Source organism: Bradyrhizobium sp. 190 (assembly GCF_023073415.1).
GTDB lineage: Bacteria > Pseudomonadota > Alphaproteobacteria > Rhizobiales > Xanthobacteraceae > Bradyrhizobium.
On the sequence record NZ_JADPJL010000082.1, the window covers coordinates 45,515 to 60,344 of the forward strand.

At 58.1% G+C, this 14,830-nt stretch carries 13 protein-coding genes and 3 pseudogenes; 6 read left to right on the top strand and 10 right to left on the bottom strand.

What is annotated here, in order from left to right:
• Nucleotides 1–159: 159 nt before the first annotated feature.
• Both IVB22_RS39420 and IVB22_RS39425 read right to left on the bottom strand, forming a co-directional pair.
• On the bottom strand, nt 160–972 hold the full coding sequence (locus IVB22_RS39420) for a phasin family protein (protein WP_247522520.1): 813 nt from the start codon (nt 970–972) through the stop codon (nt 160–162).
• Complete coding sequence (locus IVB22_RS39425; RefSeq protein WP_247522521.1) at nt 965–1,603, bottom strand: ParA family protein; 639 nt, start codon at nt 1,601–1,603, stop codon at nt 965–967. Before IVB22_RS39425 ends, IVB22_RS39420 begins: the two co-directional genes overlap by 8 nt.
• 1,012 nt (nt 1,604–2,615) lie before the next feature.
• Here IVB22_RS39425 and IVB22_RS39430 point away from each other — a divergent pair.
• Nucleotides 2,616–2,804 carry a hypothetical protein gene (locus tag IVB22_RS39430; RefSeq protein WP_247522523.1) on the top strand — a complete coding sequence of 63 codons (189 nt, stop codon included), beginning with the start codon at nt 2,616–2,618 and terminating at the stop codon, nt 2,802–2,804.
• Nucleotides 2,805–2,952: 148 nt separating this feature from the next.
• On the opposite strand, the gene IVB22_RS39435 is transcribed toward IVB22_RS39430, so the two are convergent.
• From IVB22_RS39435 to IVB22_RS39445, 3 genes and pseudogenes are all read right to left on the bottom strand, one after another.
• Nucleotides 2,953–3,468: a ferritin-like domain-containing protein gene (locus IVB22_RS39435; RefSeq protein WP_247522524.1), complete on the bottom strand. Its 516-nt coding sequence runs from the start codon at nt 3,466–3,468 to the stop codon at nt 2,953–2,955.
• Between the two features lie 143 nt (nt 3,469–3,611).
• The gene (locus tag IVB22_RS39440) at nt 3,612–3,785 is read right to left on the bottom strand and encodes a hypothetical protein (protein ID WP_247522525.1); all 174 of its coding nucleotides are present in this window, start codon (nt 3,783–3,785) and stop codon (nt 3,612–3,614) included.
• Nucleotides 3,786–3,926: 141 nt separating this feature from the next.
• A pseudogene (locus IVB22_RS39445) lies at nt 3,927–4,345 on the bottom strand (transglutaminase family protein); the annotation flags it as partial.
• Between the two features lie 166 nt (nt 4,346–4,511).
• On the opposite strand from IVB22_RS39445, the gene IVB22_RS39450 reads away from it, so the two are divergent.
• The 4 genes from IVB22_RS39450 (at nt 4,512) to IVB22_RS39465 (ending at nt 7,340) form a co-directional block, all read left to right on the top strand.
• Nucleotides 4,512–4,772: a cytochrome C gene (locus IVB22_RS39450; RefSeq protein ID WP_247522526.1), complete on the top strand. Its 261-nt coding sequence runs from the start codon at nt 4,512–4,514 to the stop codon at nt 4,770–4,772.
• Nucleotides 4,773–4,872: 100 nt separating this feature from the next.
• Complete coding sequence (locus IVB22_RS39455; RefSeq protein ID WP_247522527.1) at nt 4,873–5,439, top strand: ferritin-like domain-containing protein; 567 nt, start codon at nt 4,873–4,875, stop codon at nt 5,437–5,439.
• Nucleotides 5,440–5,593: 154 nt separating this feature from the next.
• Nucleotides 5,594–6,790, top strand: coding sequence for a zinc-dependent alcohol dehydrogenase (locus IVB22_RS39460; RefSeq protein ID WP_247522528.1), 1,197 nt, complete (start codon nt 5,594–5,596; stop codon nt 6,788–6,790).
• Nucleotides 6,783–7,340 carry a cyclase dehydrase gene (locus IVB22_RS39465; RefSeq protein ID WP_247522529.1) on the top strand — a complete coding sequence of 186 codons (558 nt, stop codon included), beginning with the start codon at nt 6,783–6,785 and terminating at the stop codon, nt 7,338–7,340. The genes IVB22_RS39460 and IVB22_RS39465 overlap by 8 nt, the downstream gene beginning before the upstream one ends.
• A gap of 766 nt (nt 7,341–8,106) precedes the next feature.
• Here IVB22_RS39465 and IVB22_RS39470 read toward each other — a convergent pair.
• The 3 genes and pseudogenes from IVB22_RS39470 to glgX form a co-directional block, all read right to left on the bottom strand.
• Nucleotides 8,107–10,078 (bottom strand): annotated as a pseudogene (locus tag IVB22_RS39470) (AI-2E family transporter).
• A gap of 33 nt (nt 10,079–10,111) precedes the next feature.
• Nucleotides 10,112–10,372 carry a GlsB/YeaQ/YmgE family stress response membrane protein gene (locus IVB22_RS39475; protein WP_247522530.1) on the bottom strand — a complete coding sequence of 87 codons (261 nt, stop codon included), beginning with the start codon at nt 10,370–10,372 and terminating at the stop codon, nt 10,112–10,114.
• A gap of 152 nt (nt 10,373–10,524) precedes the next feature.
• Nucleotides 10,525–12,758: pseudogene (gene glgX / locus IVB22_RS39480) on the bottom strand (glycogen debranching protein GlgX).
• 317 nt (nt 12,759–13,075) lie between these two features.
• On the opposite strand from glgX, the gene IVB22_RS39485 reads away from it, so the two are divergent.
• Nucleotides 13,076–13,228 carry a DUF2934 domain-containing protein gene (locus IVB22_RS39485; protein WP_247522531.1) on the top strand — a complete coding sequence of 51 codons (153 nt, stop codon included), beginning with the start codon at nt 13,076–13,078 and terminating at the stop codon, nt 13,226–13,228.
• Between the two features lie 107 nt (nt 13,229–13,335).
• On the opposite strand, the gene IVB22_RS39490 is transcribed toward IVB22_RS39485, so the two are convergent.
• Complete coding sequence (locus IVB22_RS39490) at nt 13,336–13,872, bottom strand: ADP/ATP-dependent (S)-NAD(P)H-hydrate dehydratase (protein ID WP_247522532.1); 537 nt, start codon at nt 13,870–13,872, stop codon at nt 13,336–13,338.
• 333 nt (nt 13,873–14,205) lie between these two features.
• Nucleotides 14,206–14,829, bottom strand: a complete 624-nt coding sequence (locus IVB22_RS39495; RefSeq protein WP_247522533.1) for a histidine phosphatase family protein — start codon at nt 14,827–14,829, stop codon at nt 14,206–14,208.
• Between the last annotated feature and the right edge of the window lies 1 nt (nt 14,830).

Here is a 14,830-nt window from a genome sequence, read left to right on the forward strand (position 1 = left end):
GAACGGTAATGATGCTCGCCTGATTCGGAGTGAGCCTTCGCGATCGGATGCGCGCCCAAGCCCTGCTTCCTCAAGCCGCGCCAAGCGCGATCAGGAACGTGCCGTTCATCAATCCTTCCTTCGGCAAACCAGATCAGCAGTCCACGCAGGAAGAAAACATCACGTTCGGAACCAACGCGCTCTACGGCCGGTCAGTGGATTTGTTAACACCTGGGGATCAGCAGCGGTGTGGGTGTCGTAGGACGGCGTCAAGTTCATTGCAAGCGACCGCAATTCGCTGGACTGCTTGACCATCAGCTCGATCTGTATTCGCGCATGCGTGCTCGACAATTTGATGAAATCGGAGGGCGACCTCAGATTGACCAGCTGCTGCGCGTACTCCAGTGCGGCACTCATGTTCGCCTCCGTGAGTCCAAACGCCTTGGCCTGGTAGTCAGCAACGGTCGCAGCAATGGTAGCCGCCGGGATCGTGTCCGAGCTTACAGCACCATGGCTGCTGATCGCTTCCTGAGTCGCCGGTTCCAGCACTGGACCGGTCGGCAACTCTCGGCTGGCAATGTCCTTCACATCACCCAGTGAGGCACTCACACAGACTTTCAGGTTTTGCAGGACAGGAGCACGATGATCTTCAACGGCCTCCACAGCCATTTCGATGGCACCATCGGCGGAATTCGAGATCGCGCGAGCGCTCGAGGTGAGCGCGTCTGCCGGATGAGGCAATTGGATTACCGCCAAGGCCTCCGCATGCCCCGTGGCCGGAGGGGCAACCGTGATGCTCATGGTGAGCTGGTCAGTGCCCTCAGCTGCGGTTTCACCTGCTTTCACGTCCTCGAAGAAAGTCGCGATCGGAGCGGGCGACGTCACGCGCTCTCCATCACGTGCGGCACTGCTCACTGCAGCGGCCGTGATCTCCACGAGCGAGCGACGAACGGGGCGCGCATGAGCAGGCTGCCTTGACCGCGGTTTACCCATGAACCACCGCCTCCCTGTTGAGTTGTTTCGAAACCCAGCCCCACAACGCGCGAATTTCCTCGGAGGCCTTTCCTTCGGGCGCAAATTCTGTGACGCCCAAACCCGCCCCGAGCGCGTCCTGGTAGTCGTTGCGCTGGACGATGAAGGGCAGCGCGAGTACTCCGAGCGAATTGAGTGCCGTCGCAGCTTCGCTCAGCCGATAGCCGCGAGGCGGCGTTTGGTTGAGGACGAAGGCAAATCGGCGGTTGAACCTGCGAATGGTGGTAAGCGTGGGCAGCGCAGCTTCTATATCTGCCGGGCTCGGACGGGCCGGGATGAGACAAAAATCAGCCACCGAAATGGCGCAGCTACTCAAGTTGTTGTTCGTGGCTGCGGTGTCGATAATTGCGAGCCTGACCCCCTCGGCCCTGAGGCGAGGTATTGCACGCTCAATTTCAACGCGATCGGCAACCCGATCAACGCGCGGATAGGGGTTGGTGCGCCGTCGGCGCCAGCTTGATACCGTGCCTTGCGAATCTGCTTCGATCACGGCAACGCCGTTTGGGTCCTCCATCGCAGCGACAGCAAGGGCCACGGTGAGCGTGCTCTTGCCGCTTCCGCCTTTTTGCGTGACCAGCGTGACGACGTACATTCCTGCGTTTCCCCGGAGGGCAGGCGTCTGAGCCGCGTTTACTCTTTCTGACCGGGCGGGATTACTGCGGTCGCTTGCTCAGGCAAGGCTTGCGTTTCCGTCGTGGTTGTCGAGCCCCTAAGCTCTGACCCTATGCAGTCACCAGCCCATAGCTTTGTGCCCCGGACCGTTCCAACGAGTTTGCAGCCCATCGGCTCTTTCGGCTTTACCTGAACCAGCGATTTGTTACCGACCTTTGGCGGCGCACTCTGAGCGAATGCGGTTGCCGAAAAGCAGATAGCAACGAGAATGAGCAGTGACCTCATCGTCAATACCCTTTGCCTCACGACACCCCCACCTCTAGAGGCTGATTGCAGAAAATATCCCGCAGAGCATTCGCGGCAGCATTACAGAGAGAAGGCGACGCACTATCGAAATTTGCCCGTCTAATTTCAGGACATCAGCCCACGGCCAGCTCGAGTGCTGGCGCACTGACGTCGGACGAATGAAGCCGTATCGACTTGTCACGACTGCGAACGACTTTCGCGACAACGGCTGGTCGCAGACGATCAAAAATTGCTGCACGATCCCGTGAAATCTCCCACGAAATCTCGTCGCTTAAGAGCGGCACTCCATGAATAGTAGACCGAAGAATCTCGCAGAACACGCGGGAACATTCACGGTAGCCCAGACAGTCAGTCAGGCTATTACCGTCCCAGCCAATTTCGCTGTCAAACCGAACTGCCGACACCGCACGACTCCCTTCGAAGTTTGCGTCGGCGCGAGTATCTACCGAGGTGCGCCGTTGTAAACTTGGGTGGCTTGCAATGGATCCGATTGAGTACACGGTGTGGCGAAAATATCGCAGGATTGGAACTCGCGAACCCTGCTCGGGCCGCGCATGTCGAACCGCTCACACCGGCGATTGGTACTCCCCGTTCGGCTTATCCACATTCATCCGCGCATCCATTTTGCGGATGTCATTGTCTTGAGTAGCATCTAGCTTTTCGGGTGATGGCTTTGGAGATGTGTCATGTTGGATACCGAATTTAAGAAACAACGCGCCCAAACGGCGCGTGAGTTGGCAGCGATAGCAACCGATCGTTTCACAAAAAGGCGTCTTCTGGACTTAGCGGCGCGGTACGATGACTCCCCGGCTCGCAGTCCGCTGACGCCCATTGACCTAGAATTCAAAAGTCACGGCACCGGTTCAGAGCGGTAGGCTTTTGCTGCAGAACCTGGGCAAGGCCGCGATCGAACGGACAGGTCGCCAGCGAGAGTTGGGGTGCGCCAGGAAGAACGTCACCATCGACATTCGCTCGTTGAGCTACGGCGGACAAGTCGCTTTGCCCACCCTACGGACTGCTGCATCAGGCTGCGTTGGACGCCTTGGCGTTGACGCCCTTCCGAAGCGCGATCGTATTAAGCTTGGTGTTCGTCGCCTTTTCCTCGTTGAGATTGGTCGTCAAGAAGCGGACCACTTCGTCGTGACCGAGCTTCTCGGCCCATGCGATCAGCGTACCGTACCGGCAGATCTCGTAATGCTCGACGGCTTGCGCGCCGGCAACGATCGCCGCATCCAGCACGGCCTTGTCGTCCACTTCGCCAGCCACCTCGTCGGTTTCCTTGATCAGACCATCGATGGCCGGGCATTGGGTACCGCTCGGCTGCTTCTCGAGCTTCAGGAACACCTTGTCCAGCCGCTCGATCTGCTTGTTGGTCTCCTCCAGATGCGCCTTGAGGCCCGCGATGAGATCGCGGTTGGTCGCTTTCTCGATCAGCTTTGGCAAGGCCTTCGTGATCTGCTGCTCGGCATAATAAATATCCTGCAGCCCGTGCAGGAAGAGGTCGTCCATTGTCTTGATCTCTTTTGTGAATAATCCCATGGCATCCTCCGGATTGAATGCCGTTGAACGCCTTGTCCGCGCCATTGTTCCAAAGCAGTCCTCGCCCTCGCGCGAGCTCCCGGTCGCCAGTACCAGACACTGGGCGGGGTCAGGCCTGACAACCAAAGACCGCCAGGAACCAGTCACCCGATCCGCCGTTGACTCCCAACCTCGTTCTCGACCGGCTGGATTTCCAGATGGATCGTGACGTCGACCGGCGCAGCAAGTCGCTTTAGCGGCCTCGCCATACCTCCCGCGGTTTCCTCCCTTGGAGGTTTGCGTACGCCGGCCTCCGGCGTGCGCAGCGCCACCATCATGGGGCCGGCATCCGCAAACCTTCACATTCGCGTCATTTGACAGTCTGCCCACGATTTCCGGTCTTCCCCTTGAAACGGACACCGTCGGGGCGGGTCGCCATGTCTCAAAGGTGCCAAACTCGGAAGTGAGATTATCCTTCGTCACGCGATCTCGTCGGTCCAGACCTTGAAACTGACCACTGTGTTTGGGCCGAACGTCTGGGTGATCGGGACAAGCATCGCGCCCCTGTGCGATCAGCACGCGGCCGATCCTCGGCACGTTGTTGCGCGGATCGAAGGTGCGCCAATGCCCGCCGATATGGGCTTCAAACCAGCCGGCGAAATCCCCCGCGGACGAGGGTTTGGGCGTGCCGATGTCGCTTAGGTACCCCGTGCAATAGCGCGCGGGAATATTCATGCAGTGGCAGAACGCGAGGGCGAGAAGAGCGGAGTCGCGGCAGACGCCCTTGCCTTTCCGCGTAGGCTTCCCATGCTGTCTTGCTGGCGCGCGCGTGCTCGTATCCGAAGGCGATGTGACGGTGGACGAAATCACAGATCGCCTGGACCCGCGCCCAGCCCGGCGAATGCGGATGTCTTGCAGACGGGCCAACCAAAGCGGCGAACGCACCCCTCGAGGGCATTGTTGCCGCTGCTCGCCCTCGCCTGCTTGGGCCTTTTGCTGGGCGCGCGATACGAAATCTGAGCAAGCAAGGTCCACCCAATTTTTCCGGCGATCTCAAGCGCGGCATGGCCCTGATCAAGCAATTTGGTTGCGGCGGCTGCCATCTGATTCCGCGGATCGCTGATGCCAAAGGCACTGTCGGCCTTCCGCTGCTGCATGTGGGCACGCGGAGCTACCTCGCGGGCTTCATCAGCAATTCGCCTGAAAACATGGCCTTGTGGATTCAGAACCCGCAAAAAGCCCTGCCCGCCGATGCCGTCCCGCAAATGAACGTTACGCTGCAGGATTCGCGCGACATCACCCCGTTCCTTTACACGCTGAAGTAATGGGTCGGCCGGAGCGGCCGATCTCGCATTGGAACCTTCGTCGTCACGGAACATTTGATCGCGGGGCAGACATTTCTCAGACGGATTTAAAGGAGAACTCATGGCAAGGCGGGCGAAGAAAGCAAAGTCGGCTGCGCGGCGCGGCAACCGACCGCAGAAGAAGCTCAGCGATCTGTTTCACGAAGCGCTAAAGGACATTTACTTTGCTGAAAACAAAATCATCAAGACATTGCCGAAGATGGCGAAGGCCGCGCAATCCAAGGATCTGACCGCCGCATTCAACAAGCACCTCCGCGAGACCCAAGGGCAGGTCAAGCGGCTTGATCGGGTTTTCCGAATAATTGGCAAACCGCCGCGTGGCAAGACATGCCAAGCGATCAATGGCATTGCCGACGAGGGCGCGGAAATCATGAAAGAGTTTCGCGGAATGCCTGCCCTTGATGCAGGGCTTGTCGCCGCCGCACAGGCGGTCGAGCACTATGAAATATCGCGCTACGGCACGCTTCGCACCTGGGCCGAACAACTCGGCATGTCCGATGCCGCAAGTCTGCTTCAGGCGACACTGGATGAGGAGGAAGCAACCGATCAGGCGCTGACCGAGCTTGCGACCTCGGTTATTAACCTCGAAGCTGAGCAAGAGGAGGAGGAACAAGAAGAGGATGCCTGAACCGCGGCCCGGGACGCATTTCAGCCGGAAATGCCACGGAACGTCATATCGTAAGGCCGCCTCACCGAGCGGCCTTACAGAGCGCTACAGTGGAACGAATGCCTCCACCTGATGTTCAACAAGCGCAACAACTTGCAATGCTGCGGAGATCGTCATGAAGGCACTCGTTTGGCACGGCACCACGGACATCCGCTGCGACAGCGTCCCCGATCCAAGCATAGAACACGAGCGGGACGCCATCATCAAGGTCACGAGTTGCGCGATCTGCGGCTCGGACCTTCATCTCTACGACCACTTCATGCCCGGAATGAAATCCGGCGATGTGATGGGCCACGAGACCATGGGTGAAATCGTAGAGGTCGGGCCGGCGGCACGAAAATCGCTCAAGGTCGGCGACCGCGTAGTCATCCCCTTCACCATCATCTGCGGCGAATGCGAGCAATGCAGGCGCGGAAACTTCTCGGTCTGCGAAACGACGAACCGCAACAAGGACCTCGCCGACAAGGCCTTCGGACATACGACAGCGGGACTGTTTGGTTATACACATCTGACCGGCGGCTATCCCGGCGGTCAGGCGGAATACCTGCGCGTCCCCTTCGCAGATGCCACGCACATCAAGGTCCCGGATGGGATCCCTGATGAAAAATTGCTGTTCCTATCAGACATCTTCCCCACCGGCTGGCAGGCCGCCGTGCAATGTGACATCCAGCCGACGGACACGGTGGCGATCTGGGGCTGCGGCCCCGTCGGCCAAATGACCATTCGAAGCGCAGTGCTGCTCGGCGCTAGACAGGTTATCGCGATTGATCGGCTTCCGGAGCGCCTTTCGATGGCCAAGGCGGGCGGCGCAATCATGATCAACTTCGAAGAGGAGAATGTCGTAGAAAGGCTGAATGAACTCACAGGCGGCAAAGGTCCGGAGAAGTGCATCGACGCTGTCGGCCTGGAGGCTCATGCGACCGGTTCGGTGGACTCGATGTACGACCGTGCCAAACAGGCCATGATGCTGGAAACGGATCGCCCGCATGTGCTTCGCGAAATGATGTATGTCTGCCGTCCCGCCGGTATCCTTTCGATCCCCGGAGTCTATGGCGGCCTGCTGGACAAAATCCCGCTTGGCGCGGTCATGAACAAGGGACTGACCATCCGGACCGGGCAGACCCACGTGAACCGATGGACCGACGACCTGCTCAACCGAGTCCTCGAAAATCAGATCGATCCCTCCTTCGTCATCACCCATACCGAGCCGCTCGAACGTGGGCCCGAGATGTACAAGACGTTCCGCGACAAGCAGGACGGCTGCATCAAGGTGGTGCTGAAACCGGGAATGAATGGAGGGCTCCATGCATGATGTGGTCCGCAGAAGCGCACTTCCCGGACGCTCGCAATCGTCGCACGACAAAATGGCGCGAGGGCTCGGCTACTTCTCCTTAGCGCTTGGCATAGCCGAGCTGGTTGCACCGGGCGCGATCTGTAGGGCGGCCGGTGTTAAGGGTCTCGAAACCGTCGTTCGCGGCTACGGCGCGCGCGAAATCGCAACTGGCATCGCCATTCTGGGAAGCCACGATCCAGAGCCGTGGATCTGGACGCGCGTGGCCGGCGATCTAGCCGACATTGCAACGGTGGCGACCGGGGTCCAACAGGACAATCAGAGCAAGGGCAGAAGCACACTGGCGCTCGCCACGCTCGCCGCCGTGACGCTGATCGATCTGGCCTGCGCCAACGGATTGAACGCAGAGAAAGGTAACCGGAAGACAGCGATACGCGATTACAGCCGCCGCAGTGGATTTCCCAAGGGCTTGCAAGCCGCAAGTGGCGCCGCCCGTGATTTCCAGATACCCGACGATATGAGGACGCCGGAATTGCTGCGTCCATGGGACCGAGGCGGGGGTAAAGCATAGCTGCGCGCAAGGAGCGTTTGCACTGTGAACATTAATTTATAGTGGGCCCTTCTATATCAGAATGTCGGACTATCTGCCTGCAATCCCTCTCTCCATGTCAACGCCCAACGCCCCAGCAATCAATGCGCGTTTCAGAGGAAGACGCTCCAGACAAGTAGCGCATGCAGGCGATGATTGCTAACACAACCGCTGTCGTAAATGCCTTTCCGCTGCCGCCAGCCTTTCTACCCTGCTCCATCTCACTCATTGAGTTTTCTCCTGCCGAACGTAGATGCCGCCTAACCCGCGCAAAACGACGATCGTGCGTTTGAAGGAGGTGAATGCGCGTATGTGGAAAGATGAGAGCAGAGCCTCGCTCCTTTTCGCGGATTGCAGACCCCACCACAATCCTTCCAGGAACCTCGCTTAGTATAAGTTGTTCTACGCCTTCCGGAGGATAGCCGGTGAAGCTCACACAGTTTGCAGCGCTCGCCTATCGGACGCGAAATAATGATCTGGAGATATTGCTGATCACAACCCGGAAAAGCGCCACTGGTCGGTGCCGAAGGATCGCCGATTAGACGCGGCACACCTCGGCGATCGAAGAAAGGCCTTGGAGACTCTAAACACGAGCACGACCTCTCGGCAGGGTTCGGCAAACGACTCGGCAGAGGCGCGCCATGGGTCTGCAGCATTGCGGCCATGTAATGCCCGGGGAACGCGTGACGAAGGCATAAGTTCCGTTTTTGCGAAACGGAATTTGCGCTCCGTACCTTTAATGACCTGTTTAAGCAACCGTCTTTACTGACGAGCTCGCGTTCTCCTCATTGCTGCCTAGGTTGGGCGGTCGAACGACATCAATACAAAGGCGGGTCGCATCCGTCAGACTGGCAGCCGCTTTATCGGCGCGCGCATTTTCACACAGGCTTTCAAGGATGTCTTCATCGACCTCATTTTTGCAGCACACAAGCATTACGATCCCTTTAGGAAATTTGCGTCGCAGGCCTGACAGAGTATCGCATGTGGGCCGGTGTACTCGTGTCCATGTAAACGAGACAGATAATATGAATCCCGGCAGTCTGGAGCCGAAATACGTTTGTGGTCGACAGCGCCTCCGGACCTTCTGTTCTCGCCTTAAGGCCGTGTGCGGCAGTGAGCTGGCCTACCATGATGGCTGCCGCTTGATCGATTAAGCTCCGCCCCGCGATGCAAAGTACGGGGGTTTCCCCCTGCCACTCAGGCGGCAGCTCTTCTGGCTGAAGAACCGGAATGTCTTCGGTCGACCGATTGGCTGTGACGCTCTCCACCGCCGACGAGGCTTCAGGGTCGGAGACTGCATCGGGCTTGGAAGGTGAACGTTCGCCGCTATCCTCAAGATCGTCGACTAACTCGCTTACTGCATCCCGGATCTTGGTTAGACGCTCATCGCTCAGAACGCCGCGGTCCGCATCAGCTTGAGCCAGTTGCAGACCTTTCAGAGCAACCTCGTCGTAATACGACGCAAGCGATCGTTCCTTCAGAAATTCCTCGGCTTTGTCCGCGGCTTCTGTTGGATCACCGGCCAGCATACGCTGATAGAATATTTCTGGAGGCGAAAGGGCCGGCCTATCGCCAAACATGACATCAAGAAATTCCAGCCGCTCGACATGCCGCCCCAGCACTACGAGACACACAGTCAAAGGCGTTGCGAGAACCAAGCCAATGGGTCCCCAAAGTGCCGTCCAAAACGTCGCGGAAGCGACCACGGCCACTGGCGAAAGCCCCGTGCTGCGGCCAGCGACCATCGGTTCAATGACGTGCCCTACAACAGGCTCAACCACAATGAAAAGTGCCGCCGTCCAAATCAGCATCGACCAGCCGGGATCAACGGCAACGGCAAGAGCAAGTGGAAAGGCTGCGGCGATGACGGCGCCGATATAGGGCACAAAGCGGAGCACAGCCGCGAGAATGCCCCACAGGATTGCACTCGGGATCCCGATAAGCCAAAGACCTATGCCAATTGCTACACCGAACGATCCGTTGAGCATCAGCTGAAAAAGGAAGAGTCGGCTCAGGCGGCGAGCCGCGTCATCAAGGGCGGCGGTCGTACGATGCAGGTCGCGCGAACCGGCTAGCCGAATGAGACGATTACGCAGGTCTTCACGCTGAAGCAAGATGAATATGACGAAAATGATGATGATACCCGTCGTGGCAAGCGGATGAAGCAAGGGAGCAATTAGAGCTTGCAAAGCTTGAAGCGCGCCCGGATCGGGCTGCCTTACCTCGACCGGAACGGGGGTCGTCGGTGCGGTAGTCCGGGGAGTCAGACCGGAAGAAGATGGAGCAGCGGACTCTTTGGGCTTGTCCAACTCCTTGCTCAAATCCTTTAGCATCCCCGATGCGCGTTCAAGGGTGCCTCGTCCGGCCGTCGTTTGCCTGAACGATTGGATCTTTTCCGTGATTGTAGTTTGATAACGGGGCAGATCTTCCGCGAGCTGCGCGAGCTGCGCCGCCAGTAGACTGCCCGTCGCAAAGATGAGCCCAAATGCGAGGACTACTACGCCGACTACTGCAAGGCCGCGAGGAACGCGGATTCGTTGCAGCAGGCCGACCAAGGGAGCCAGCACGAAGCTGAGGAGTATTGCGAGAGAAATAGGTACAAAGATTTCGCGACCAAAATACAGGGTAGCAATTATGATGACAGCGAGCAGCGCGATGGCAACCGCGCTGAGCAGATTGGCCAACTCCAGCGGGGTGCGGAGTCTAAGGGGCGTCTGCATCGCCTGTCATCTGCAAGGGGTTCACACAGGGAGTCAAATCGTCCTCCGTCGTCCTGCAACGAGCCCGTAAACCAGCAACACGAGTACGGACCCAACGTTAGCTCCCACAAAACCGGCGCCCTCGCTCGGCCCGTACCAGCCCAGCGAATGCCCCAGATAGGTGGCGACAAATGCTCCGACGATGCCCAAGATCGTGGTGAGAATGAAGCCCGAAGGTTCATTATCGCCCGGCATGATCAACTTGGCGATGACGCCGGCGATAAATCCGACGATGATGGTCCAGATGATGCTCATGGGAAGTGTCCTTCAGACTAGTGGCCCAAGCGCAACATTTGTCGCCCCGTTAAGTTCCTAAGGGTCGGAACTGCGAAGGTCCCGCACGCGAGGCCTCTCGCGCGCGCCGATGCCCGTAGGAGTATGGCCGAAGATAACAGAGCGCTCGCATTCTAGAGTGGAAGCGGTTTCTCCATCACGTGAAGAATTGACCCCATTCCCTGACGGAGCCGGCGTGTCGTGGTGTCTTCCGCAGACAGACCGAACGCGACGAGCGACCGTCCAGTGACGGCATATTTGTGCCCGAAGGGAAATGACGCGGGCTTCGCTTCGGGTTGGTTCGTATCGACCAACGCCAGCCAATCCATGCCATCGGCGACATCAGGGAGCGTAAAGTTTACGACATCGAAGTGCGCGTTGTAGATGAGTAGAAGCGTAGCATCTGAGCCGCGACGCTTGATCCCGCTCTCTTGCGCTCGTCCATCGAGCAGCATGCCGAAGCAGCGCGTGTGACCATCCTGCCATCGTTCCGCCGTCATCTCATCGCCGACCGGCGTCAGCCAAGTGACATCCTTGACGTCCAGCTCTTCGTTCAGCGCTCCGACCACAAACCTGCTGCGGTAAAGGATTGGAAACGCCCTTCTTATTGCGGCTAGCTCCCGCGTGAACTCTCGCAACGACCGGCCTTGCGGAGTGATATTTAGCCAGTTGAGCCAGGTCGTCTCGTTGTCCTGAGCGTATGCGTTGTTGTTTCCATTCTGAGAATGACCGAACTCGTCACCCGCCAGCAGCATCGGCGTACCGTGTGAGAGCATCATGGTGGCGATGAAGTTGCGCTTCTGCCGTTCACGGACAGCCATGATCTTCGGGTCATCGGTCGGTCCCTCGACACCATGATTCCAGGAGTGATTGTTCGAATGCCCATCCCGGTTATCTTCGCCATTGGCCCATTGTGCTTGTCATTGTAGGAGACCAGATCGTTCAGGTTGAATCCGTCATGTGCAGTGACAAAATTGACGCTGGCCCAGGGCTTACGCCCTCGCTTGTTGAATGATCGCCTGAACCGGTAATGCGTTTGGCGAAATCAGGCAGCACACCCGCGTCGCCCTTCCAGAAGGCACGAACGGTATCGCGAAACTTGTCATTCCACTCCGACCAACCGGGGGAAATTGGCCGACCTGGTAGCCGCCGGGTCCGATATCCCAGGGCTCTGCGACAAGTTTTACGCTAGATAGGACTGGGTCCTGCCGGCATGCATCCAGAAATCCTCCACCTTCATCAAAGCCGTGGGGCTCTCGCGCCAAAATCGTCGCAAGGTCGAAACGAAAGCCGTCGACCCGCATCTCGTTCGCCCAGTAGCGGAGCGAATCTGCCACCATTTGCAGGACGCGCTGGTGCGAGAGATTGACTGTATTGCCGGTGCCGGTGTCATTAATGTAGTAGCACTTCTGATCCGGCATCAAGCGGTAATAGCTGGCGTTGTCTATCCCCTTAAAAGAAAGCGTGGGTCCCAATTCATTGCCTTCGGCGGTATGGTTGTAGACCACGTCGAGGATTACTTCGATCCCGTGAGCGTGAAACTGATTCACCATCTCCTTGAACTCGTTCACCGTTGATGAATTCAGATAGCGCGGCGCCGGCGCAAAGAATGCCAATGAGTTGTATCCCCAATAATTGCAGAGGCCTTATCGACCAAATAGCTGTCATCCACGAAAGCGTGGATTGGCAGCAATTCGGCGCTGGTAACTCCGAGCGAACGCAGGTAGGCCGGGATATTAGGATTAGCCAATCCGGCAAAGGTGCCCCGCTCGCTTTCCGGCACCAGCGGATGCAGCCGGGTGAAGCTCTTGACGTGCATCTCGTAAAAAATAGTGCGTTCCCAGGACGTTTCTGGCTTGCGGGAAGCGCCCCAAGTGAAGGCGGGATCAATCACCCGGCATTTCTGCATGAGGCCAGCGCTGTCGCGCTCATCGAAGGACTTGTCCTTGTCGGGATGATCGAGTTGATAGGCGAACAGCTCCTGGCCCCAGCGTAGCCTTCCCACGAGTTGCTTGGCGTAGGGATCAATCAAGAGCTTATTTGGATTAAAGCGATGTCCGGCATCCGGTTCAAATGGACCGTGGACCCGATAGCCGTAGACGGTACCCGGTCGAGCAGACGGCAAATAGCCATGCCACACTTCATCCGTGTATTCCGGTAGCTCGATCCGCTCCACTTCCCTTTCACCGGTGTCGTCGAACAAGCAGAGCACTACCTTGGTTGCGTGTGCCGAGAACAGCGCGAAGTTGACGCCCAATCCATCCCAGGTGGCGCCGAGAGGAAATGGCTTGCCTTCCCTGATGGGAGTACGACGCAGCATAGCGGCAGCCTGGGAAAGCTCGTCGTTAGCCAGAGATGAAATGTTCATGGACGGCCCCTTAAAAAATGAAAACATCGGCAAGGGTAGCCAGTTCCTAAGGAGCCAAGCGGGTCCTCTTTTTGGCCCCATGACCTCTGATTCCAGACGCGCCCAAAGTTGAAGTTTCGCCCGCTCGGTCTGCACCCCGGAGGTGTCAGCGAGCAACCGCTTCCGGTGCTCCTCCATGGGAAGATGACGCGCCGATGTCCGCAGGAACCTGCTAATTCCTTCCGTGTTGAGTGTTGCGTAGGAGCATTGCGGCCCTGGCGTTCTCGCCCTCAGACGTCACAGCCCCAAGAGGCGGGACTGCGTATTAGGAGAGAACCATGGCCGAACCCAAGGAAATGGATGTTATCCGGCGAGCTTACGAACTCTGGCAGCGAGCTGGCCAGCCATCGGGTAAAGACGACGAATTTTACCACCAAGCCAAAAGAGAGTTGCAAGAGGCGCTGGATAAAGAAACGCCCCTCCAGGAATGATTAAGAACGCTATCGCCCGAGTCAGGTCGTCTTCATTCTCGGTGATGTGACCCCGGCCACCGTCGTCTCCATGAAGTGTCAGCATCTCCAGTTCGCCTGCTTGTGGCTCAATCGAACTCCCGCATGATCGCGGGGATCTCCCCCGGTATCTCGCGAGCAAGAAGGCCAAGAAGGCCACCCCGATGCGCCAACCGTCGACCAGCTTCCGCATGCATATGTACGGCCCATGCGGTCGCGAGATAAGGGGCCGTTCCCCTCGCAACCAGGCCCGTCAAGATACCTGCCAGGGTGTCTCCTGAACCGGACGTGGCGAGACCAATCGTGCCGTGATTGTTCAAGAGCGCTTCTCCTTGGGGTGAAACGACGTGAGTGTTTGCACCCTTCATCGCAATTACTGCCTGAAGACGGCGGGCAGCCGCCCGTGCGGCGCCCAGAGCATCCTTCTCGACCTCCTCGCGATCCCACTTCAGAAACTTTGCCATCTCTCCATAGTGGGGCGTGCATACGATCCGTCCCTGCTGACCCCTAGGCAATTCAATATCACGAAGGGATGTAAAGGCGGCTGCGTCCAAAACGAAGTGCGGTCCATCCACTTTCTCCAATAGCTTTGAACACGACTCTCCTACGGACGTCTCGTCCAGCATACCTGGCCTATCAAAACGGCGTCCGAACTCGACGCTAAATCAACAAGGTGCTGGCCGTTCTGGCCGGCGATTTCACCATCGGAGTTTTCGGAGCAACCGATCACCATAGCTTCCGGCATGGCCACGCCCAAATGAGGAGCGTTCGTTCGGCACGTCGCTATGCGCAGGACGCCGGCTCCAGCCCTTAAGGCACCGAGCCGGCCAGAAGAGCGGCTCCCGGTACGTTAAGATGACCGGCGATGATCAGAACTCGACCCCTGCTATGCTTGTCACCCGCTTGGTGCTTCGGAAGCGGATGAACACGCAAATATTGATCGTTAAGCGTCCCCTCGATCATCGAGCTGCCACCTTTGCATCCGGAGCAGAGGTGACAGGTGCGCCGCCTTCCTCGAGCGGCGCAATGAAGTTGTAACGCTGCAGCTTGAGGAAGGCGTCGGCCCCATTCATTCGCTCAAGCACGTATTCCGTCACCGAGCAATTGGCTACGTCACCCTCGGCATCGATTCCCAGGATCGATGCTTCATCCAACTGCTCAATGAGATATCGAAAACAAAGAACGACAACCTGGTGGCTGACAATGAGCACCCGTTTGTCGGAATAATGCAGGCTGACCGTATCGAGGACACTGCGAAGTCGCAGGACGACGTCGCACCAGCCCTCTCCTGCAGGTGGCCTGAAGTAGAATTTCCCCATCAACTGGCGAGCGGATGCCAGTTCGGGGTGGCGCTGTTGAATGCCGAACTTCGTAAGACGGTCCAGAATACCGAACTCTCTCTCCCGCAATCGCTCATCGGCAACGATGTCACCTGCTTGCGAACTGGAGTTCAATGCCGCGCGGACTGCGTCTGCCGTGCTTCGGGCGCGGAGGTATGGAGAAGTAAGTATGACCTCCGGCCTTTCAACGTGGGACATCGATTCAAACCAGCGCCCCAGCGCAGCTGCCTGGCGCTCTCCCAAC